General features: G+C 63.2%; 18 protein-coding genes. 6 read left to right on the top strand and 12 right to left on the bottom strand.

Annotated features, from left to right (window positions below; genetic code table 11):
- Positions 1 to 113 precede the first annotated feature (113 nt).
- Positions 114 to 1547, top strand: coding sequence for an oxygen-independent coproporphyrinogen III oxidase (gene hemN / locus ABRZ00_RS00300; RefSeq protein WP_368641501.1), 1434 nt, complete (start codon positions 114 to 116; stop codon positions 1545 to 1547).
- On the opposite strand, the gene ABRZ00_RS00295 is transcribed toward hemN, so the two are convergent.
- Entirely contained in the window at positions 1529 to 1951 is a 423-nt protein-coding gene (locus ABRZ00_RS00295) for a YbaN family protein (protein ID WP_368641502.1), read from the bottom strand. The genes hemN and ABRZ00_RS00295 overlap by 19 nt on opposite strands.
- Positions 1952 to 2017: 66 nt before the next feature.
- Here ABRZ00_RS00295 and ABRZ00_RS00290 point away from each other — a divergent pair, with 66 nt between their 5' ends.
- Positions 2018 to 2677 (top strand): Crp/Fnr family transcriptional regulator, encoded by a 660-nt coding sequence (locus ABRZ00_RS00290; protein WP_368642825.1) that lies wholly within the window; start codon positions 2018 to 2020, stop codon positions 2675 to 2677.
- Here ABRZ00_RS00290 and ABRZ00_RS00285 read toward each other — a convergent pair.
- Together ABRZ00_RS00285 and ABRZ00_RS00280 are read right to left on the bottom strand one after the other, a co-directional pair.
- The gene (locus ABRZ00_RS00285; RefSeq protein ID WP_368641503.1) at positions 2665 to 4008 is read right to left on the bottom strand and encodes a hypothetical protein; all 1344 of its coding nucleotides are present in this window, start codon (positions 4006 to 4008) and stop codon (positions 2665 to 2667) included. The two genes, ABRZ00_RS00290 and ABRZ00_RS00285, sit on opposite strands and share 13 nt — an antisense overlap.
- Before the next feature lie 3 nt (positions 4009 to 4011).
- Positions 4012 to 4239 carry a DUF2249 domain-containing protein gene (locus ABRZ00_RS00280; protein WP_368641504.1) on the bottom strand — a complete coding sequence of 76 codons (228 nt, stop codon included), beginning with the start codon at positions 4237 to 4239 and terminating at the stop codon, positions 4012 to 4014.
- Positions 4240 to 4516: 277 nt separating this feature from the next.
- Here ABRZ00_RS00280 and ABRZ00_RS00275 point away from each other — a divergent pair, with 277 nt between their 5' ends.
- The 3 genes from ABRZ00_RS00275 (at position 4517) to ABRZ00_RS00265 (ending at position 7157) form a co-directional block, all read left to right on the top strand.
- A complete protein-coding gene (locus ABRZ00_RS00275) occupies positions 4517 to 5572 on the top strand; it encodes a peptidase U32 family protein (RefSeq protein WP_343835569.1) in 1056 nt (351 codons plus the stop codon).
- Between the two features lie 74 nt (positions 5573 to 5646).
- A complete protein-coding gene (locus ABRZ00_RS00270) occupies positions 5647 to 6600 on the top strand; it encodes a U32 family peptidase (RefSeq protein WP_084330570.1) in 954 nt (317 codons plus the stop codon).
- Between the two features lie 38 nt (positions 6601 to 6638).
- Positions 6639 to 7157 carry an SCP2 domain-containing protein gene (locus ABRZ00_RS00265; protein WP_368641505.1) on the top strand — a complete coding sequence of 173 codons (519 nt, stop codon included), beginning with the start codon at positions 6639 to 6641 and terminating at the stop codon, positions 7155 to 7157.
- Here ABRZ00_RS00265 and ABRZ00_RS00260 read toward each other — a convergent pair.
- The 6 genes from ABRZ00_RS00260 to ABRZ00_RS00235 all read right to left on the bottom strand — a co-directional run bounded on the left by ABRZ00_RS00260 (position 7063) and on the right by ABRZ00_RS00235 (position 16799).
- Entirely contained in the window at positions 7063 to 10995 is a 3933-nt protein-coding gene (locus tag ABRZ00_RS00260) for an EAL domain-containing protein (protein WP_368644351.1), read from the bottom strand. The two genes, ABRZ00_RS00265 and ABRZ00_RS00260, sit on opposite strands and share 95 nt — an antisense overlap.
- Before the next feature lie 25 nt (positions 10996 to 11020).
- Positions 11021 to 12364 carry an HD domain-containing phosphohydrolase gene (locus ABRZ00_RS00255; RefSeq protein WP_368641507.1) on the bottom strand — a complete coding sequence of 448 codons (1344 nt, stop codon included), beginning with the start codon at positions 12362 to 12364 and terminating at the stop codon, positions 11021 to 11023.
- A gap of 3 nt (positions 12365 to 12367) precedes the next feature.
- A complete protein-coding gene (locus tag ABRZ00_RS00250; RefSeq protein WP_368641508.1) occupies positions 12368 to 13621 on the bottom strand; it encodes an ATP-binding protein in 1254 nt (417 codons plus the stop codon).
- A 380-nt stretch (positions 13622 to 14001) separates the two neighbouring features.
- Positions 14002 to 14781, bottom strand: a complete 780-nt coding sequence (locus ABRZ00_RS00245) for an anaerobic ribonucleoside-triphosphate reductase activating protein (protein WP_368641509.1) — start codon at positions 14779 to 14781, stop codon at positions 14002 to 14004.
- A 4-nt stretch (positions 14782 to 14785) separates the two neighbouring features.
- Complete coding sequence (gene nrdD / locus ABRZ00_RS00240; RefSeq protein WP_368641510.1) at positions 14786 to 14968, bottom strand: anaerobic ribonucleoside-triphosphate reductase; 183 nt, start codon at positions 14966 to 14968, stop codon at positions 14786 to 14788.
- Positions 14969 to 15014: 46 nt separating this feature from the next.
- Positions 15015 to 16799 carry a ribonucleoside triphosphate reductase gene (locus ABRZ00_RS00235; protein ID WP_368641511.1) on the bottom strand — a complete coding sequence of 595 codons (1785 nt, stop codon included), beginning with the start codon at positions 16797 to 16799 and terminating at the stop codon, positions 15015 to 15017.
- Positions 16800 to 17039: 240 nt separating this feature from the next.
- Here ABRZ00_RS00235 and ABRZ00_RS00230 point away from each other — a divergent pair, with 240 nt between their 5' ends.
- Positions 17040 to 17726: a hypothetical protein gene (locus tag ABRZ00_RS00230; RefSeq protein ID WP_368641512.1), complete on the top strand. Its 687-nt coding sequence runs from the start codon at positions 17040 to 17042 to the stop codon at positions 17724 to 17726.
- Positions 17727 to 17787: 61 nt separating this feature from the next.
- Here ABRZ00_RS00230 and ABRZ00_RS00225 read toward each other — a convergent pair whose 3' ends face one another.
- The 3 genes from ABRZ00_RS00225 to ABRZ00_RS00215 all read right to left on the bottom strand — a co-directional run bounded on the left by ABRZ00_RS00225 (position 17788) and on the right by ABRZ00_RS00215 (position 19216).
- A complete protein-coding gene (locus tag ABRZ00_RS00225) occupies positions 17788 to 18027 on the bottom strand; it encodes a DUF2249 domain-containing protein (protein ID WP_043681763.1) in 240 nt (79 codons plus the stop codon).
- A gap of 149 nt (positions 18028 to 18176) precedes the next feature.
- Positions 18177 to 18374: an oxidoreductase-like domain-containing protein gene (locus ABRZ00_RS00220; RefSeq protein ID WP_368641513.1), complete on the bottom strand. Its 198-nt coding sequence runs from the start codon at positions 18372 to 18374 to the stop codon at positions 18177 to 18179.
- A gap of 11 nt (positions 18375 to 18385) precedes the next feature.
- Positions 18386 to 19216 (bottom strand): class II glutamine amidotransferase, encoded by an 831-nt coding sequence (locus tag ABRZ00_RS00215; protein ID WP_368641514.1) that lies wholly within the window; start codon positions 19214 to 19216, stop codon positions 18386 to 18388.
- Positions 19217 to 19326: the final 110 nt, after the last annotated feature.

The following is a 19326-nucleotide window of genomic DNA, read 5'->3' as shown; positions in this document are numbered from 1 at the left end:
TGAGTCAAGTCGGTTTGGCGTATTTTGCGGGACACTATGTTGAAATGTAGAACAATGCCGCCTGAAGCACCGACCTCCCCGTTCCCCGTGCGGCCTTGTCGCAGGAATTTGCCATGATGACGACCCCCGAACCCGCCACTGCCGTCTCCGATCCGGAAGCCATCGCTTTCCCGGATCTGGAGATTTCCGAGGCCCTGATCCGCCGTTTCGACCAGTCCGGCCCGCGCTACACCTCCTATCCGACGGCCGACCGCTTTCAGCAGGGCTACCCGGCAGAGACCTACATCGGCCATCTGCAGCGGCGGGCGCAGGCCGAGCAGGCACCGCCCCTGTCGGTCTATGTGCACCTGCCGTTCTGCGAATCGCTGTGCTATTTCTGCGCTTGCAACAAGATCATCACCCAGGACCACAGCCGTTCGGGCGAATACCTGGACATCCTGTACCAGGAAATCGATCAGGTCGGCGCCTATCTGGGCCGTCACAATCGCGCGGTGCAACTGCACCTGGGGGGCGGCACGCCGACCTTTCTGAGCGAAGCCGAACTGACCGCGCTGATGGAGCGGATCCGGCGGCACGTCGAATTCACCCCCGATGCGGAACTCGGCGTGGAGATCGATCCGCGCACCGTCACGCCCGCGTCGCTGGCCATGCTGGCGGGGCTGGGCTTCAATCGCACCAGCTTCGGCGTCCAGGACTTCGATCCCCTGGTCCAGGCGGCAGTCAACCGCATTCAGCCCTACGACATGGTGCGCACGGCGTTGCAGGCCAGCCGGGACAATGGGTTCCAGTCCATCAACGCCGATCTGATCTACGGCTTGCCCAAGCAGACGCTGGACAGCTTCAGCCGCACCCTGGACCAACTGGTCGAACTGTCTCCCGACCGCATCGCCCTGTACAACTACGCCCACCTGCCCGACCGTTTCAAGGCGCAGCGCCTGATCCACGCAGAAGACCTGCCCAGCGCCGACACGCGCATGGGCATCTTCCTGATGTCGGTGCGCCGTCTGCTGGCGGCCGGCTACGTCTATATCGGGCTGGACCACTTCGCCAAGCCCGACGACGAACTCAATCAGGCGCGCCTGAACCAGAGCCTGCATCGCAATTTCCAGGGCTATACCACCCGCGCGGAATGCGATCTGGTGGGCTTCGGCATTTCGGCGATCGGCAAGGTCGGCGACGCCTATATCCAGAACCACCATTCCCTGAACGCCTACCGTGACTGTCTGTCCAGGGGCGAACTGCCCACGGCCAAGGGTTTCGACCTGAGCCCCGAGGATGCGCTGCGCCGCGAGGTCATCATGACCGTCATGTGCAGCATGCCGCTGGATTTCGAGGCTTTCGAGGCGCGTCACGGCCGCACGTTCGAATCCTGTTTCCCCGAGGAACTCGAGCGGCTGCGCCCTTACGCGCAGGCCGGCCTGCTGGAACTGGATGCGCGCGGGTTGCGGGTGTTGCCCAAAGGCCGCGTATTCGTGCGCGCGCTGGCGATGGTGTTCGACCAGTACATACGCCGTCCCCGGGTGGCGACCTATTCCCGGTTGATCTGACCGGAAGAGGCGCCCGGCCGGCCGGCCTTGCCGGCCGGCCGGGTGGGCAGGCGCCACAGGTAGATCGTGACGCCGATGCCTGGAATCAACAGAAACCAGCGCGCCCAGGGCACCGGCATGAACCAGGCCGACAAGGCCAGAGAAGGCCACATCAAGGCCAGCGCGATGCACTTGCTGCGCAAGGGGATGCCGCGCCCCTCTTGGAAGTCGCGGATGTACGGACCGAGGATGCGATGGGACATCAACCAGGCATGCATGCGCGGCGAACCGCGCAGGAAGCAGAACGCCGCCAGCAGCAGGAACGGAGTGGTGGGCAGCAGAGGCAGAAAGACGCCCAGCACGCCCAGGGCCAGGGCGACGTACCCCAGGAAGGTCAGGAGGGCGCGGATCATCGTATCGGGCATTCTATCAATCCGTGGCGCCTGCGGGGCGGCGGGCAGGGCGCCGTCGTGGATCCGCGCCACGCCCGGATGCGCGATCTGCTGTCCCAGGTGCCGCTGTTCAATGAGCTGCCGCCGCAGGATCTGGAGCCCATTGCCTGCGGCACCACTGAAATCAGCGCCGTGCGCGGAGACATCATCTTTCGCCGTGGCGACCCGTGCGTGGGCTTTCATGTGGTGGTCTATGGGCAGGTGAAGCTGTTGTTCGTCTCGAATTCGGGGGTGGAGCGCGTGGTGCGCTTGATCGGTCCGGGCGACGGTTTCGGCGAAGCCCTGATGTTCATGGGGCAAGACTACATCGTCACCGCCGAGGCCCTGCGCGATACGTTGCTGCTGCACGTGGGGCGCGATGCGTTGTTCGGTCAGCTTGACCGCAACCCCGGTGTGGCGCGCAAGATGCTGGCCGGCCTGAGCCGGCGGCTGTACAGCCTGATGGGCGACGTCGAGGCCTACACCCTGCACACCGGCGCCCAGCGCCTGATCACCTATTTGTTGCGCGAGTGGCGCGGCGAGGCCGGCGAACCTTTCCGTATCGAGATCAGCAAGGCCGTCGTGGCCTCGCGCCTGAACCTGACGCCGGAGCATTTCTCCCGCATCCTGCGCGATCTGAGCGACCGGGGCCTGATCCGCGTCCGGGGCCGCGAATATACGATTCTGGATCCCGACGGGTTGAAGGCTTACAAAGGTTGAGCATGGTGCGGCAGCGCCGCCATGGCGCGCAGCGTCTTGCGGTAGAGCCGCAGCGCCTGGCCGATGTTCCAGGCCAGGCCCGCCGACGAGACGATCTGCAGCGGGCCGGCCGCCAGCGCCGCCGGCATCCACCCGGCTGCGGCCAGCGACCAGGACACCACGACGGCGACGTGGGCGGCCCATTGCCATCGGGCAGGCCGGTCGCCGATGTAGGCTGCCATCTTGGGCAGGATCTTGAGGTAGACGCGGGCCTGGGCCGGGTCGCGGTCCGGCACGATCATGGCATCCTGGGCATGCTTCCAGAGCAGGAAGGGCACGATCTTGTACAGCATCCCGTTGACGACGGAGCCTAGCACCCCTGCGATCATCACGACCCCCAGCACCAGCCCCGCCCGGGGCGAGTGCCCGTGCGTCATCCAGATCCAGAGCGGCGCGCAGGCCAGCAGGCTGAGCATGCCCGCATACCAGAACAGGGTCGTGGGTTCGGGGGCGGGCCGCTTGCGGGTCCAGAGCAGCCGCAGCGTGACGCCGGCCCACAGTGTGTAGGCGCCGACCAGCAGCAGTTCGACGGTTTCCCGCATCAGATGAGGTAAACCGTCGGACGCATCCAGCGCCGTCCAGGCGAGCAGCAGGCCCGGAATCAGCAGCGGCAGCCAGCGGACGAGGGGCTTGGGATACAGCTCGGTCACCTGGAAGATCGGCAGCAGTTGGAAGGACATGCCCATCAGTAGCAGGCCGCCCCAGCCGGCCAGACCCCAGAGCACGTGGGCGTCGATCCAGTCCGGCAAGGCCCATCCCAGGCCCAGGGACAGCGCCAGGATCAGGCCGATGCACACAGTACAGGACAGCGCGCCCAGCGCCCCGCGCACCGGAACCAGGATTTCACGCGCCCCCTTGTAGACGTGGCGCCGGTGCCGCCAGAGCGCCCAGGCCACGGCCGCCAGGTAGAGCGCAAAGGCCGGGCCCAGCAGGGCGGCCGCGCCGATCCAGGCGGCCGGCCACCATCCCAGGAATCCGGCCGCCAGCAGCAGCGTGCCCGCCGTCAGACAGGCATGGGCCAGGGCGGCGACCGTTCGGGCGGCGCCGACCGGGACATTGCATGCCACGGCCAGGATCTGCAGCAAGGCGCCCAGCATGGCGCTGCCCAGGATGCCCAGGGTCCACAGGTGGGTGAGCGCCAGGGCGGCGCCGTTCCAGCGCGAGGCGAACGCCTGCGGCCCGGCCCAGGCGGCCAGCGCGCCGGCCAGCAGGGCGAACAGCGGGACGTTCAGAAAGAAAGGAAGCGGCACGCCCAAGGCGGGCGTCTTGTCGAAATCCAGGGCGCGCTGCATTGTCTACTTCGCGTCGTACCAGATGGTGACCTGGAAGTGGGTTTCTTCGAAGGTGCAGCAATGCTGGAAGCCGTCGCGATCCAGGAGGGTGTACAGGGGATACGGTTCGCGGTCGATGAGCATGTGCAGGCGCTGGCCCGGCGCCAGGTCGGCCAGAGCCTCCAGGCAGTGTTCCAGCGGTTCGGGGGCGGGCAACGAACGTACGTCGAGGGTCAGGTCGGGAGGGGGCATGAAAGGATCCGGAGGTGGGGCCGTCAGGCGCGCGACGTCGGTGGCGTTACCTTACACGATCCCCGTCCCGGGCGGGGAGGATGACCGCGCTGCGGGTGCTGTTTCCGCCGCACGGCGACGCCGTGGGCGGGGGCGCGCAAAGACCTTGCGCCGGGGTCGGGATGAGCGCTTCTTGATCCTGATTAAGGTCTGATGCCGTCCGACAGGGCATAGTTTCCGCTATCGCCGAAGCGGGGTCCGGCGGTGCGCCCCGCCACGAATCTTCTGGATGCCCCACATGTCAGCCCTTCCCGAATCCCACCGTCCCGGCGTGGTGCCCCGCCACGACCTGTCGGACTTCGAACTCGTCTGCCCCGCGGGCAGCCTGCCCGCGCTCAAGGCCGCCGTCGACGAAGGCGCCGACGCCGTCTACCTGGGCTTCCGCGACGCCACCAATGCGCGTAATTTCGCCGGCCTGAACTTCGACGCCGCCGCCATCGCCGAGGGCATCCGCTATGCCCACGACCGCCAGCGCAAGGTCTTGCTGGCCCTGAACACCTATCCCCAGCCCGATGCCTGGCAACTGTGGCGGGATGCCGTCGATCGGGCGGCCGGCGCCGGGGTCGATGCCGTCATCATGGCCGATCCGGGGTTGATGGCCTATGCCTGCGAGCATCACCCCAGCCTGCGGCTGCACCTGTCGGTGCAGGGCTCGGCCACCAACTACGAGGCCATCCGCTTCTACCACGAGCGCTTCGGGGTGGCGCGCGCCGTATTGCCGCGCGTGCTGTCGGTGGCCCAGGTCCAGCAAGTCTGCGAAAACACGCCGGTCCAGATCGAGGTCTTCGGCTTTGGCAGCCTGTGCGTCATGGTCGAGGGCCGTTGCGCCTTGTCGTCCTACGCCACGGGCGAATCGCCCAACACGCACGGCGTCTGCTCGCCGGCCAAGCATGTGCGCTGGCAGCAGACGGACAAGGGCCTGGAATCGCGCCTGAACGGCGTGCTGATCGATCGCTACGACGAGGGCGAGAATGCCGGCTACCCCACCTTGTGCAAGGGCCGCTTCGACGTCGCGGGTGAAAACTACTACGCGCTCGAAGAGCCCACCAGCCTCAATACCCTGGAGCTGCTGCCCCGGCTGATGGCCATGGGGGTGCGGGCGATCAAGATCGAAGGCCGCCAGCGCAGCCCGGCCTATACCGCCCAGGTCACCCGGGTCTGGCGGCAGGCCATTGACCAGGCCCGCAGCAGCCCGTCCCGCTATTCGGTGCATCCGTCCTGGATGGCGGAGCTCAACAAGGTCGCCGAGGGCCAGCAGCACACGCTGGGCGCCTATCACCGGCCCTGGAAATAATCTTTGCGGGGCATGCGCCGGACGCATCGGAAACGATGCGGGCCGCCCCGCCATCCGCACACAAGGAAACCGTCATGAAAATCGCCCTGGGGCCCCTCCAGTATTACTGGCCTCGCGTCACTACCCTCGAATTCTACGCCGCCGTCTGTGACTGGCCGGTGGACATCGTCTACCTGGGTGAAACCGTCTGTTCACGCCGTCACGAATTGCGCCTGCCCGACTGGATCGAGGTTGCCGACATGCTGGCCGAGGCCGGCAAGACGCCCGTCTTGTCCACCCAGGTCCTGCTGGAATCGGGCAACGATCTCAATACCTTGCGCAAGATTTCCGAGAACGGGCGCTATGCCGTGGAAGCCAACGACATGGGGGCCGTGCACCGCATGCAGGGCCGTCCGTTCGTGGGGGGGCCGTTCCTCAACGTCTACAGCAAGCCGACCCTGGACGTGATCGCCGGTCAGGGCGCGGTCCGCTGGGTCATGCCGCTGGAAATGGGCCGCGCCGGCCTGGCGCAGTTGCAGCAGGACCGGCCCGCAGGCCTGCAGACCGAGGTCTTTGCCTATGGCCGCATGCCCCTGGCCTTTTCCGCCCGCTGCTTCACGGCCCGCAACCGCAATTTCCCCAAGGACAACTGCCAGTACGTCTGCATGGACCATCCGGACGGCCTGCTGCTCGAAACCAAGGAATCCCAGGCCTTTCTCACGATCAACGGCATCCAGACCCAATCGGCGCTGGTCTATACGCTGATTCACGCACTGGACGAATTGCGCGGCCTGGGCGTGGACGTGGTGCGGCTGAGCCCTCAGTCCCAGCACATGGATCAGGTCGTGGCCGCCTTCCGCGCCGTGCTCGACGGCGCCGAGACGGCTGACGAAGCGCACCGGAAACTGGTGCCGTTGATGCCGGCCGGCCCTTGCAACGGCTATTGGCACGGCCGGGCGGGCCTGGACATGGTCCTGCCCGGAGAAGTCGTCGTTTCGCAGGCCCCGGATGCGCGCGCTCCCGGGGTCAAGGCGCGCAGCGCCGCGTGAGATCCCGCCATTTCCCCATTCTTTTCATGAGCTCGACCATGCAAAACCCCACGACCCCCGTCTATCGCATACCCGAACCCCTGGCCCGGGTGCTCGGGCGCTTGCCCCGCTATCCGGGTTCGCTGCTCTTTGTCACCGGCTTGAACCTGGTGCTGGCCCGCCATCTGCACCCCGACACCTTGCACATGCTGGAAGGCCGCTCCTTGCGCATCCACGTGGCGGATGCAGACCTGCGCTTCGACTACACGTGGCGCAACGGCGCTTTCCGCGCGGCCCGGCACACGCAGGCCGAGCCCGACCTGACGTTTCGCGCCGACGCCTGGGATTTCCATTGCCTGCTGCAGCGCCAGGAAGACCCGGATACCCTGTTCTTCAGCCGCCGCCTGGTGATCGAGGGTGATACGGAACTGGGCCTGATGGTCAAGAACACGCTGGATTCGATCGATATGGCGGTGTTTCGGCCTAAGGCCGTGCTGCGTGATTTGCTGCGGGGGCCGCGTCAACGGATCGAAGCGTTGGCCCGGACCCGTCCCCGGCCGCATTCCTCGGGCGTCTGACGAAATCGGGATCCCCGGCGCGCCCGATTTGCACGCGATTACGGCCTTTTTCCTTGGCCAGGGCGCAAGCGATGTCCGCGATGCTCAAGGCTTTAGAAAACGACAGGCGAGGGCCGGCCCCGAATGCCACGAGGCCGATGCTCAAGGTTGTTCTGTAGCGATGCGCCCCCCCGTCGAACAGATGGTTGCCGACCTCGCTGCATAAGGTCCGGGCCAACATCAAGGCATCGCTCTCGGAGCCGCCGATCATCAGGAGCCCGAATTCGTCGCCGTGCAGGCGCGCCAGAAGATGGTTTTCACTGACGTGCCGCCGCAAAATGGCAGCGATTTGCTTCATCAGCCCATCGCCTGCGGCATAGCCACCGTTATTGGCATGCTTGAAATGGTCCAGCCCCATGTACAGGAGCGCGTGGGAATCCGGCGTCACTTCCAGCGCCCGGCCCTTTCTTTCGAATTCCTGGCGATTGAAAAGCCCCGTCAGTGCATCGTGCGTGGCCTGATGGGCGAGTTCCCTTTCGAGTCTGAGGGTTTCAGTGACATCGTGGCCCTGGATCAGGATGCCTGTCACATGCCCGTTCGCGTCCCGGATGGGCTGATAGACCAGGTCGACATAGCGTTGTTCGAGCGGGCCCTCGGCTGACCGCTGTATTTGAAGGGGTAGGGCCTTGCTGACGAACGGCTTGCCGATCGAATAGACCTGATCGAGCCTCTCCACGTACTCTTGCCCGACCGCTTCGGGCAGGGCTTCTGCAACCCCGAGGCCCAGGATTTTCCGACGGCCGATGAGTTGGTAGCAGGCGTCATTGGCCAGCTCGAAGACATGCTGCGGGCCTCGCAATATGCAGACGAATCCGGGGGCCAGTTGAAAGAGTTGTCGCAGGCGTTCGCGTTCGGAACTCAGGATCTCCTGGATGTCCCTGGAGCGCTGATTGACGAAAGCCTGCTCGATGTCTTTTCGCAGGTCTTCGTCATCCCAGGGCTTGGTGATGAATTTATAGATTGCGCCGTGATTGATGGCTTCGGTCACGGATTTCAGATCGGTGTATCCAGAAAGGATCAGGCGGGTGGTCGCGGGGTATATCCGCTTGACCTTGCTGAAGAACTCCGTGCCGGTCATCTCGGGCATTCGTTGATCGGATACGATGACTTGCACAGGATGATTGGCAAGCAACTCGAAGGCTTGGGCGGCGTTGTTTGCCGTCAGTATGCGGTAGCCATCGCGACGCAGCAGCCGCGTGAGCGCGTTCAGGATGTTGGGTTCATCGTCAACCAGTAACAGCACGCGCTCGGCCTTGTGCGCATCGGAGGGTTGAGGAGCGAACCGGCAGCCGTTTTCGCTCAAGGTGGCGGAAAGTTCGTTGAACGGCATGGGCCGTGCGAAAAGGTAGCCTTGAAACTCATCGCAATGGCAGCGCTTCAAGAAGGACAACTGAGACTCGGTTTCCACTCCCTCTGCGATCACTTGAAGGCCCAGATGATGAGCCATCGAGATGATGCCCTGGGCAATGGCGGCATCGGCCGGGTCGCTGACCACGTCGGTGACAAAGGAACGGTCGATTTTGACTTTGTTGATGGGCAGGTTTTTCAGGTAATTCAGGCTCGAATAGCCCGTGCCGAAATCGTCGATGGACGTTCTGATCCCCATGCTTCGAAGCTGCGAAAGCTTCAGGATGGCGGCATCCTCGTCGTCAAGAAGTACCCCTTCGGTGATTTCTATTTCCAGCAGGGAGGCTGGCAATGCCGTGTGACTCAGCGCCTCGCGGATCTTTTGCACGAAATCGGCGCGTTGGAAGTACAGGGGTGAGATGTTGACGATGACAGGGAATGCCGGGAAACCTTTCTTGCGCAGAATATCGCTGTCGCGGCAGGCGGCTGAAAGCACCCATTCGGTCAGAGGAACGATCTGGCCGGTTTCTTCAGATAAAGGGATGAAGCGGGATGGCGGTATGTAGCCGCGTGTCGGGTGCGGCCAGCGCACCAGGGCCTCAACACCGACCACTTGGCCCAAATGCCCGTCGATGATGGGCTGGTAATGCAGTTCCAGCATATCCGCATCCAGCGCGCTTTGCAGATCATTGCGCAACTCCAGCCGGTCCGCGACCCGAGCGCTCAAGTCTTCCGTATACGTATGCCACGTGTTTTTTCCTTCCTGCTTGGCCTGCAGCATGGCCAGATCCGCTTCGCGGACGAGCTGCATGTGATCCCGGGCGTGGCCGTCGCTGATCGTGATGCCTGCGCTGGCGGTGATGCGCAAGGCTTTGTTTGTGACGAAATAAGGTTTCGAGAGCGCGTCGAGGATGCGTTGCGTGCGCTCCTGAACCTGCCGCAGATCAAGGCCGAGGAACAGCAATACAAATTCATTGCCCCCCAGGCGGGCGGCATGGCCGTCTTGCTGTATGCCGTTCAGAAAGCGGCCTGCCGCTTCTCGCAAGACATCGTCGCCGACTCCGTGGCCCATCGAATCATTGATGAGCTTGATGCCGTCCAGATCGAAAAAGACAACGCTTACCGGCAGATTTTCGTGCTTTGCGCGGGCGCACGCTTCGTCCAGGGCCTGCTCCAGCAGGCGTCGATTCGGCAGACCGGTCAGCGGGTCGTGCAAAGCCCCGTGGGCAAGCTGGGCGGAACGCTCTCGCGCGATGAAGGCGAATCGTTGGCTCGAAATGAGCAGAAACGTGAATAACACACCTGCAAGCAGGACGAATTCCGGCAACAACTCGGCGCTGACCTCGGCGGGTGTCTTCACATAGGCATACGACACATTCAATCCGGAGCCATCATGCAAAGGGATGGTCAGTTCACCGGCGGAAAAAGGGTTTCTTGGATATACATCCGCTGTTTGATAGAGAAGATGGCTGCCGTGCGAGATGCGGAAATAACCGTTCTTGGCCCGCGATGTGGCTTGCATGAAAATGTTGGTCAGATCGATCTGCGCGATGGTGAACCAGCCCTTCATGGCGGGATTGGAAAGCGGAGTGATGATCAGCCCGGTTCTTCCATTGCGCGAGATGTGTTCGTCGATGGCGACATGCGGTTCTCCGCTGCTCCGGACGGCCTTCAGCAAAGGCCGCAGGCTGTCTCCGGTGATCAGCTCCTTGATCCAGTCCGGAGCGGACCCGCTCCTGCTTAATCCCATGATGATGGATTGATCGGCGTCCAGAATGGCGAAACCGTCAAAAAATGGAAAATCCCCTACATAGCTGCTGAATTCTTCCTGGATAAACGATTTCGATGGGAGATGGCCAACGGCTTTCCAGCGCTGCGCCTGCCTCCTCATCAGATCGATCGTCCGCCCGATGCTTTCTTCAATCTCGTACACGACCGTTTTCGCGGTTTCATCGATGAAGTTCTGTCTGGTGACAATGTCATTTTCGATCAGGCCGTGCGAGATGATGGTCGACACAGAGATGCCCAGCAGCGCTGTCACGGTGGTGCCCGGGATCGAGCGCGCCCGCCTGTCCTCGGGGCGCAGAAACAGGACCACGATCGCGCCCAGCAGGGCCAGGAGCGTGGCGAAAGCCGCCGAAACGACCCGGCCGTTCATCCACGCATCGAACCAGTGCGGCACCATGCTGACCCAGACCAATGCGCCGATCATGGCGATCCCAAGCAGGCGCGCGTACCGGGCGTATGCGCGGGCGGCATGAAGGGCAAGGCCGCACAGGATCATGATGAGTGCAAAGTAGGGGGAGACGAACACCGGATACCCGGCGTCATAGCCCAGCCGCACATGGCCGATGTAGGCCATCACCCCGATGCAGAGGCATGTGATGGCGATGATTCTGGCGGCAAGCCGCAGCGGTTCCTGCCTGGTTTCTACGAAACGTTCGAAGGTCATGCGAAAAGACCCATGATGGCGCGGATCACCCATCGATCTCTTCCGAATCGGGACGCCGTACATGGAGCTTGTACCCCCCCTCTTCGTGGCTTTCGAGATTCTGCAGTCTCTCGATCAATCTTTGATTCAACATCTTGCCCTCGCCCAGAAGCAGGGTGCCCGATTTCGAGTAGAGTTTTTTCATCATGATCATCCCGGGCTCCAGCGCGTGCGTATCCAGGACCAGGATCGATTTGTCCGTGTTGTCCTCGTCTTCGGTCATGCTGGCGGCGATCTCGATGAATGCCTTGCTCAGCGCCGGATCGTATGACCGCCCGGCGGATTGCTTGATCAGTTTGAGCGCGTCTTGCCGTGTCAGGGGCCGGGCCTGAATCATGCCCATTTCCATTTCGATGGTGTCTACGGCCAGTTTGATCAGCCTCGCTCCCATGGGGATGGCATCCCCGCTCAGACCGTCCGGGTAGCCTGCGCCATCCCAGCGCTCCTGGTGGTGACGAATCAACACGGCGGCTTCTTGCGCCGGATCGAGCGCCATCAATAAGTCCTGGCCGATGCCGGGATAGGCCCGCAAGAGATTGCGCTGCTCTTTGTTCAAGCGGTCCGAGGGCAGGGCAATCATCTCGTCGCGCCAGGTCAGCTTGCCGATGTTGTAGAGCGCGGCCGCCATCGTGAGATTCCGTTCGTCTTCTTCCGGCAGCTTGTGAGCCTGGCAGAACGCTTGGACCAACTGGATGACTTTCTGATTGGTTTGCCGGCTTTGCGGCAACCGTTGGTTGATCAACGAGGCAAAGACTTCAGTTGCGGTGACGTAGCTTCTTTCAAGCTCCCGATTGGCGCGCTCGAGCAGCCGGGCAGTGGCGGCAAGCTCCACCGTGCGCTCCTGTACGCGGCGCTCGAGGCTCCCATTGATTTCCTGGAGCGCCTGATTTTGCTCTTGCGTCAATTGCTGCAAACGCAAGCGTTCGCGTTCTGCGTATTGATAGGCAAGGCTTTGCTCGATCACCTGCAGCACTTCCGCGTCGTGCCATGGTTTGGCCAGATAGCGGTAGATCTGCCCCTCATTGATGGCCTTGATCGTGGTATCGATATCGTTGTAGCCCGTGAGAAAAATGCGGATGCAGTCGGGCCAGCGTTCGTACACCTTGCGCAGCAGGGTGGTGCCGTCCATCCCCGGCATGCGTGCATCGGCCACGATCAGGTCAACCGGATTTTCTTCCAGCCGGCTCAACGCCTGGCGGCCGTCCTGCGCAATCAGTACGCGGTAAGGCCGGTTGCGCAGAATGCGCCGCAGCGCCGCCGTGACGTTCGGCTCGTCATCGACCAGGAGCACTGTCGCCTGCGTGCCGGCCGGGAATTTCTCAATCGGCATGGATTACTCCGATGATTCGAACAAGTGCGGCTGCGCAATGGGGAACCATGCCCTGATGCGAGTGCCCTGACCGGGTTCGCTGAAGACTTCCAGGCGTCCATGATGCTTTTGGACAATCTTGTATGAGAGCGCCAATCCAAGCCCCGTTCCTTGTCCGACGGGTTTGGTGGTGAAGAATGGCTCGAATACCCGAGTCAGGAGTTCGGGCGGTATCCCCTTGCCGGTATCCTGAACTTCGAACCAGACGTCGGATTTTTCCTGCCCCGTCCTGATGGTGATGATCCCTTCCTGGTCGATTGCCTGCGCGGCGTTGACCACCAGATTCAGGATGACCTGGTTGATCTGGGATGCATTGCACTCGATCCTGGGCAGATCGGCGTATTCCTTGACGACGGTGGCCTTGTACTTGATCTCACTGGAGGCCACGCTCAGCGTCGTGTCCAGGCAGGCGTGCAAATCGTGCAGGGAGAATTCCTCTGCATCGATATGGCAGAAATCCTGGAGTGCCGAGATGATCTTCTTGATTCGGTCGATCCCTTCGCCCGATTCCCTGATTAACGCCTCGACATCATCGCGGATGTCGGTGTAGTCGAGCGTGTTCTTGAGCCGCTTGATGTCTTCCAGCGTCTGGGATTCATCGACCGCATCAATGATCTTCAGCAGATCGGTCACGTAGCTGGCCAGGGTTCTGAGGTTGGAAAAGACATACCCCGCAGGGTTGTTGATCTCGTGGGCGACGCCGGCCGCCAACTGGCCTATGCCCGCGAGCTTCTCGGACTGGATCAGGTTTTCGTTTGCGCGCTCGATTTCCATGAGCAGACGGCGTTGTTCGTTTCTCGCGTCGTGGATATCCTTGATGGCACCGGAAAACCCGGGGTGGGAGCCGCCGCTTTCCGCGGTGTCCGGTTCGTGGAACAGCATGGCGTGGTAGTTGTGCCCGTCGCTGTCTGCGAATGGAAAACACAACAGGCTGTCGAGCCGCTTCGCGCGGCCGCCCTGCGTGGTGATATTCAAGCCGATGGCATCGGAGCTTTCCCCTTGTCCGGCGCCTTCGTCCGAGCAGAAGGGCTGGGATCCGGCAGGGCGGACCCGCCTGCCGGCCCGGTCCATGGCAAAGACCGCTTCGAATTTCTTTCCGATGATCTTCTCAGCGGAAATCTCCGTCAACGCGGCCATGTGGGCATTCATGTGCCGAATGATCCGGCTCTGATCCAGAACCACCAGGCCGATCGGGATGTGCTTGTCGAGGCTGCTCAATATGCTGTGCATCGTGCGATGAGGAGTTATCCAGTTTTTTCAATGTGCTTTCAGGGCATGGCGAAGTTGTCCTGGAGCGCCCGGACATAGCCATTTTTTTCGATGAGGGTTATTTCGGCGGAAAGCCGCATGGGCCCGATGATATTTCATCGGCGCCGAGCGCTGCATGGAGATTTTTGACGACACGGTACCCAGAGCCTGGCCGCCGTAGGTCTGGGCGGACAGAGTACTGCTGTTTTTTTGTGTATGTATTTGATTTAAATAATAAAATAGCGAAGCCAATGTAGCTTCAAGGCATCAGCCTGTCAAGCGGCGCCAGGCGCCGGCATTCCGGCCTGGCGTGAATCGGGGCGGCATCGATATCGGATGGTTTCCAGCGTCTATGCACGGCGCAGTGTGAACGACGGAAACAATGCGGCCAGCGCATCGCCGATGGCTGGGCCCGGCCAGTCCCTCAGGGATTGGCGCCGGGCATTCAGCGCTTCATCCCCGCAGCCCTGCGGACGAAACACCTGGACCGCGTAGCGCCGCACGCCAAGATCCGCCAGCGCGCGGCCCAGTGCCACCAGTTCCTGCACATCGATCAGGTCGGGATGGACGGTGGTGCGGCATTCGAAATCGACGCCGCTGTCCAGCACGGCCCGCAGGCTGGCGCGCGCGGGGTGGCCGCTGCCGGTGACGCCGGTGATGCGGGCGTAATCATCGAAATCCGCCTTGATGTCCAGGCCGACCCAGTCCACCAGCGGCAGCACCTGGGCCAGGCGGCGCGGGTGCGTGCCCCCGGTGTGCAGGCCGATCTTGTAGCCCAGTTCGCGCGTCTGACGGATGGCGGCGCCCAGGCCCGGGTCCATCGTGGGCTCGCCGCCGCTGAAGACCACGCCGTCGATCAACCCGACGCGGCGGCGCAAGAATGCCAGGACGTCCTTGTCCCAGTCCAGCGGGCTGTCGGCGGTGCGTGGCTGCAGGTGCGGGTTGTGGCAGTAACCGCAACGCCAGGGGCAGCCTTGCACGAAGATGACGGTTGCCAGCAGGCCGGGGTAGTCTGTGGCGGTGAAGGGCACCAGCCCGCCGACCTTCAGGTGCGCGGGTGGCCGTCCCGGCGCGATGCGCGGGACGGAGGCGGCCGCCGTCGAGGCGCGGGACGCGGTGGCGGCGCGCATGGGATTACACCGCCTGCCGGGCAGGCGCCTGGCCGGCAGACCGCTCGACGAAGAAGCGGCGCTCGTGGAACTCGCCTTTCTTGCCGATGTTGAAGGATGACATGGGGCGGTGGTAGCCCATGACGCGCGTCCAGATCTCGCAAGGTTGGCGTTCTGCGTCGTTCAGGGTGACGGGGGTTGGATTCATGGAATGCTCCTGTGAAGGGTGGGTGGAAAAAAGAGAGGAGAGCGGCTCAGGCTGCTACTGTGTGTGCAGTTGCGCCGGCGTGCAGCGCCGCCTGCTGTTTGCGGGCGATGAGGTCGTCGTCGCAATGCGGGCAAAATTCGTGTTTGCCCGGCAGGTAGCCGTGCCTGGGGCAGATGGAAAACGTCGGCGTGATCGTGATGTAGGGCAGCGAGAAACGGCTGAGCGTGCGGCGCACCAGTTCGCGGCAGGCGTCGGCCGAGGACAGCGGCTCGGTCATGTACAGGTGCAGCACGGTGCCGCCGGTGTACTTGCGCTGCAACTCGTCCTGGCGCTCCAGGGCTTCGAAGGGATCGTCGGTGAAGCCCACCGGCAACTGGGACGAGTTGGTGTAGTAGGGCATGTCCGGCGTGCCGGCCTGCAGAATGCCGGGCCAGCGGGCGCGGTCCTCCTTGGCGAAACGGTAGGTCGTGCCCTCGGCCGGGGTGGCTTCCAAGTTGTACATGTGGCCGGTGGCCTCCTGGAATTCGATCATGCGGGCGCGCACGTGATCCAGCAGGCGCACGGCGAAAGCGTGGCCCCAGGGGCTGGTCAGGTCGTGCTCGTCGGCGGTGAAGTTGCGGATCATTTCATTGATGCCGTTGACGCCCAGCGTGGAGAAGTGGTTGCGCAGGGTGCCCAGGTAGCGGCGCGTATAGGGGAACAGGCCGTTGTCCATGTGTTCCTGGATCACGCGGCGCTTGATCTCCAGGCTGTCGCGGCCCAGTTCCAGCAGTTCGTCCAGGCGCGCCATCAGGCCGGCCTCGTCGCCGGCATGCAGGTGGCCCAGGCGCGCGCAGTTGATCGTCACCACCCCCAGTGAGCCGGTCTGCTCGGCCGAACCGAACAGGCCGTTGCCGCGCTTGAGCAGCTCGCGCAGGTCGAGCTGCAGGCGGCAGCACATGGACCGGATCATGTTCGGCTTGAGTTCCGAATTGATGAAATTCTGGAAGTAGGGCAGACCGTATTTGGCGGTCATTTCGAACAGCAATTCGGCGTTGGGGCTGTGCCAGTCGAAGTCGGGCGTGATGTTGTAGGTGGGGATAGGAAAGGTAAAGGCGCGGCCGCGCGCGTCCCCGGCCATCATGACCTCGATGTAGGCGCGGTTGATCATGTCCATCTCGGCCTGCAGATCGCCATAGGCAAAGGGCATTTCTTCGCCGCCGATGACCGGCACCTGCGCGCGCAGGTCTTCCGGGCAGACCCAGTCGAAGGTCAGGTTGGTGAACGGCGTCTGGGTGCCCCAGCGCGACGGGACGTTCAGGTTGAAGATCAGTTCCTGGATGCACTGGCGGACGTCCGCGTAGGACAGGGCGTCCTTGCGGACGAAAGGCGCCATATAGGTGTCGAAGGAACTGAACGCCTGGGCGCCGGCCCACTCGTTTTGCAGCGTGCCCAGGAAATTGACGATCTGGCCCACGGCGCTGCCCATGTGGCGCGGGGGGCCGGACTCGATCTTGCCGGGCACGCCGTTCAGGCCTTCGGTCAGCAGGGTGCGCAGCGACCAGCCGGCGCAGTAGCCCGACAGCATGTCCAGATCGTGGATGTGCAGATCGCCCTGGCGGTGCGCCTGGCCGATGGTTTCGGGGTAGACGTGACTGAGCCAGTAATTGGCGATCATCTTGCCCGAGGTATTCAGGATCAGGCCGCCCAGCGAGTAGCCCTGGTTGGCGTTGGCGTTGACGCGCCAGTCCTGACGGCGCAGGTATTCGTCGATGGAGCGGATCACGTCCACGTGCGGAACGGGGCGCTCGGCCTGGGCTGCGGCGGCAGGCGGGTTCTGAGAGGCGTTCATCCTGAAATTTTCTCTATATGTTGTGTATCTAATAATCTTAGACACAATATATAGTGCCATCAAGCAAGAGAATGTTTTTTTTCGATAGCCTTGATCGGAGTCAAAAAAGCCTTGGCCTCAAGGCTGCAGACACTTTCTTGACGCAAGGTCCTGACACATATGAAGCGCTCCCGCGCTTGTTGGGCGACCGGAAAACCCGCTATCGTGAGGCATTCATGTGAAGTCCGGGAGAGACGGGAGATGATGCGCTGGTTCGGGTGGCTGCTGGCGGCGTGGTGCGGGGTCGTGCCGGCCTGGGGCATGGCGGCGGGCGTGGCGACCGTGCAGGCGGGGGAACGGACCTTGACGGTGTCTTTCGACGGGCCGGATGCACGGGTCGATGTCGACGGCATCGGCCAGGGCTATTTGCTGATGCGCGGCGACAAGCTGTATTCGGTGATGCGGGTCGGCGGCCAGCCGCTGGTCATGGATGGAAGCGCCATGGCCCGCTTGCTGGGGGGCGGCGCTCTCCGGGCGGCGCCGGATATGATCCGTTCGTTGAACCGGATCGAGCCGACAGGGGCTCGTGCAACAGTGGCCGGCCTCTCAGGCGCCGTCTATGCCGTGTCCTACCGGGACGAGCAGGGGAGTGATCATGCCGGGCAGGGGGTGCTGGGCAAACAGTTGGAAGTGCGGGAACTGACCCGGACTTTGGGCCGGATGGCTGTTTTGCTGCAGACGGCGGCCGGGCAGCCTGCGTCAGGGACGCATCAGGTGCTGGATGCACTGGAAGCGCAAGGCCTGGGCCTGCTGGCCTATGAAAAGAAATTCCGCGTGCAGCGGCTGGCATCCACGCCGCCCGCGCCGGGAAGCCTGGATCTGCCGGCGCAACCGGCGCAGTTGCCGGCCGGATTGGGATTGCTGCTGCAGGGGGCGCATCGTCCGTGAGCGGCGGCATGAATGTAAAAACCACCCGAGAGGGTGGTTTTTTTGCCGCATCTGGCGTGCCTCAGGGCACGATATGGAAATCGATGACGATTTCGCCGGGATTGCGGGCCAGGTACTCGAACTGGATGTTTTCGCCGAAGTGGTTCTTCAGTTGCTGCAGCAGCGGCAGGGGGTCGTGATCATTGCAGAAGCGCATGGTTTCGCCCGGCTGCAGCGCCGACAAGGCGCCGAAGATGGCGGCGTGCCGGAAACGCTTGGCGATGCCGCGCGCGTCGAGGGGGTAGGTGTTTTCAGCGAACATCGGGATAGCGTCGGAAGCCACGGTGCGTCATTCCTGGAGAGGTGTTGGGAGCTTCCGATTATAGGAACGCGCTGCGGGAAAACCCCCGGGAACCCTATGCTCAGCAAGGTTGTCGTGCAAGACGCCGGGCGTGCCGCGCCGGCCTCGAATCAGGCGCCGGGCGGCATGCCGGCCTTGTTCCGCCGGCGTTCTTCCCAGTCTTTGACCGCTTGCTGCCAGGCGCGCTTTTCTTCGGCATAGGTGTCGAACACGCATGGTTCGCAGCCGTTGCCGCAGCATTCGTTGAGATCGGGCTCGATGGGTTCCTCGGGGCGGGGATCGTCGCCGGGCGTGCCGTGTGAATGCATGGCTTGCCCCTTCAGACGCAGGCCAGGTTGGCCTGGTTGCTGCGCCGGACCTCCTCGGGGATCTCGATGATCCGGCCGGCCAGCGGCCTGCCGTCGACGAACATCATCAATTCGCCCGGCTGGAAGGCGGTCCAGGTTTCGTTGTCGGTCAGCGGCTTGGTCGTGATGACCGAGACGCAGTCGCCGCGGGCGTTGGTCTGCGAAAAATCCACCGACATGTCGGTGTCCACCAGGTGGGCCACCTGGAAGGGCCAGGCGCGCACGATGTAGTACAGGTTCGTGGAGCAATGCGCCAGCATGCAGCGTCCGTTGGACAGCAGGAAATTGAACACCCCGTGGCGCGTGAGTTCGGCCGTCATGTCGGCCACCGCGGCAAAGAGTTCGGTGTCTTCGGGCTCGCGGGTGCCGAAACGGTCGCGCAGTCCTTCCATCATGGTGCAGAAGGCCCGTTCACTGTCGGTCTGGCCGATCGGCAGGTGGTCGCCGCGCAGGTCGGGGTCGAAGTTCTTGAGGTCGCCGTTATGGGCGAACAGCCAGTGCCGGCCCCATCGTTCGCGCACGAAGGGATGGCAGTTCTCCAGTTCCAGCGCGCCCTGGGTGGCCTTGCGGATGTGGGCGATGACGTTGCGGGATTTGATCGGATAACGCTTGATCAGTTCGGCCACCGGCGAATGGCAGCAGGGCGAGTTGTCCAGAAAACTGCGTGAGCCGCGATTTTCGTAAAAGGCGATGCCGAAGCCGTCGGCATGGTGGTCGGTACCGCCGCCGCGCGCGGCGAACCCCGCAAAGGAAAACGTGATGTCCGTGGGCGTGGCGCAATTCATGCCCAATAGCTGACACATGGCAGGCAAGTCTCTTCGGCAAGGCGGGATGCTGCGCACCCCGGATGGTTCATGCCTGAATTGTAGTCTTGCCGGGCCGAATATAACGGCGGCTTCGTATGGAAATCCGT

The organism is Castellaniella ginsengisoli (genome assembly GCF_040955415.1).
Classification (GTDB): Bacteria; Pseudomonadota; Gammaproteobacteria; order Burkholderiales; family Burkholderiaceae_B; genus Castellaniella; species Castellaniella ginsengisoli.
The sequence above is the reverse complement of the archived record's forward strand: the minus strand, read 5'-3'. Positions and strand labels throughout refer to the sequence as shown.

Coding starts and splice junctions, on each gene's coding strand:
- ABRZ00_RS00230 (WP_368641512.1), top strand. CDS start 17,040: ATGATGCGCTGGTTCGGGTGGCTGCTGGCGGCGTGGTGCGGGGTCGTG.
- nrdD (WP_368641510.1), bottom strand. CDS start 14,968: ATGAATCCAACCCCCGTCACCCTGAACGACGCAGAACGCCAACCTTGC.
- ABRZ00_RS00255 (WP_368641507.1), bottom strand. CDS start 12,364: ATGCCGATTGAGAAATTCCCGGCCGGCACGCAGGCGACAGTGCTCCTG.
- ABRZ00_RS00265 (WP_368641505.1), top strand. CDS start 6,639: ATGCAAAACCCCACGACCCCCGTCTATCGCATACCCGAACCCCTGGCC.
- ABRZ00_RS00270 (WP_084330570.1), top strand. CDS start 5,647: ATGAAAATCGCCCTGGGGCCCCTCCAGTATTACTGGCCTCGCGTCACT.
- ABRZ00_RS00290 (WP_368642825.1), top strand. CDS start 2,018: ATGCGCGATCTGCTGTCCCAGGTGCCGCTGTTCAATGAGCTGCCGCCG.
- ABRZ00_RS00285 (WP_368641503.1), bottom strand. CDS start 4,008: ATGCAGCGCGCCCTGGATTTCGACAAGACGCCCGCCTTGGGCGTGCCG.
- ABRZ00_RS00245 (WP_368641509.1), bottom strand. CDS start 14,781: ATGCGCGCCGCCACCGCGTCCCGCGCCTCGACGGCGGCCGCCTCCGTC.
- ABRZ00_RS00260 (WP_368644351.1), bottom strand. CDS start 10,995: ATGACCTTCGAACGTTTCGTAGAAACCAGGCAGGAACCGCTGCGGCTT.
- ABRZ00_RS00295 (WP_368641502.1), bottom strand. CDS start 1,951: ATGCCCGATACGATGATCCGCGCCCTCCTGACCTTCCTGGGGTACGTC.
- ABRZ00_RS00225 (WP_043681763.1), bottom strand. CDS start 18,027: ATGTTCGCTGAAAACACCTACCCCCTCGACGCGCGCGGCATCGCCAAG.
- hemN (WP_368641501.1), top strand. CDS start 114: ATGATGACGACCCCCGAACCCGCCACTGCCGTCTCCGATCCGGAAGCC.
- ABRZ00_RS00215 (WP_368641514.1), bottom strand. CDS start 19,216: ATGTGTCAGCTATTGGGCATGAATTGCGCCACGCCCACGGACATCACG.
- ABRZ00_RS00220 (WP_368641513.1), bottom strand. CDS start 18,374: ATGCATTCACACGGCACGCCCGGCGACGATCCCCGCCCCGAGGAACCC.
- ABRZ00_RS00275 (WP_343835569.1), top strand. CDS start 4,517: ATGTCAGCCCTTCCCGAATCCCACCGTCCCGGCGTGGTGCCCCGCCAC.
- ABRZ00_RS00235 (WP_368641511.1), bottom strand. CDS start 16,799: ATGAACGCCTCTCAGAACCCGCCTGCCGCCGCAGCCCAGGCCGAGCGC.
- ABRZ00_RS00280 (WP_368641504.1), bottom strand. CDS start 4,239: ATGCCCCCTCCCGACCTGACCCTCGACGTACGTTCGTTGCCCGCCCCC.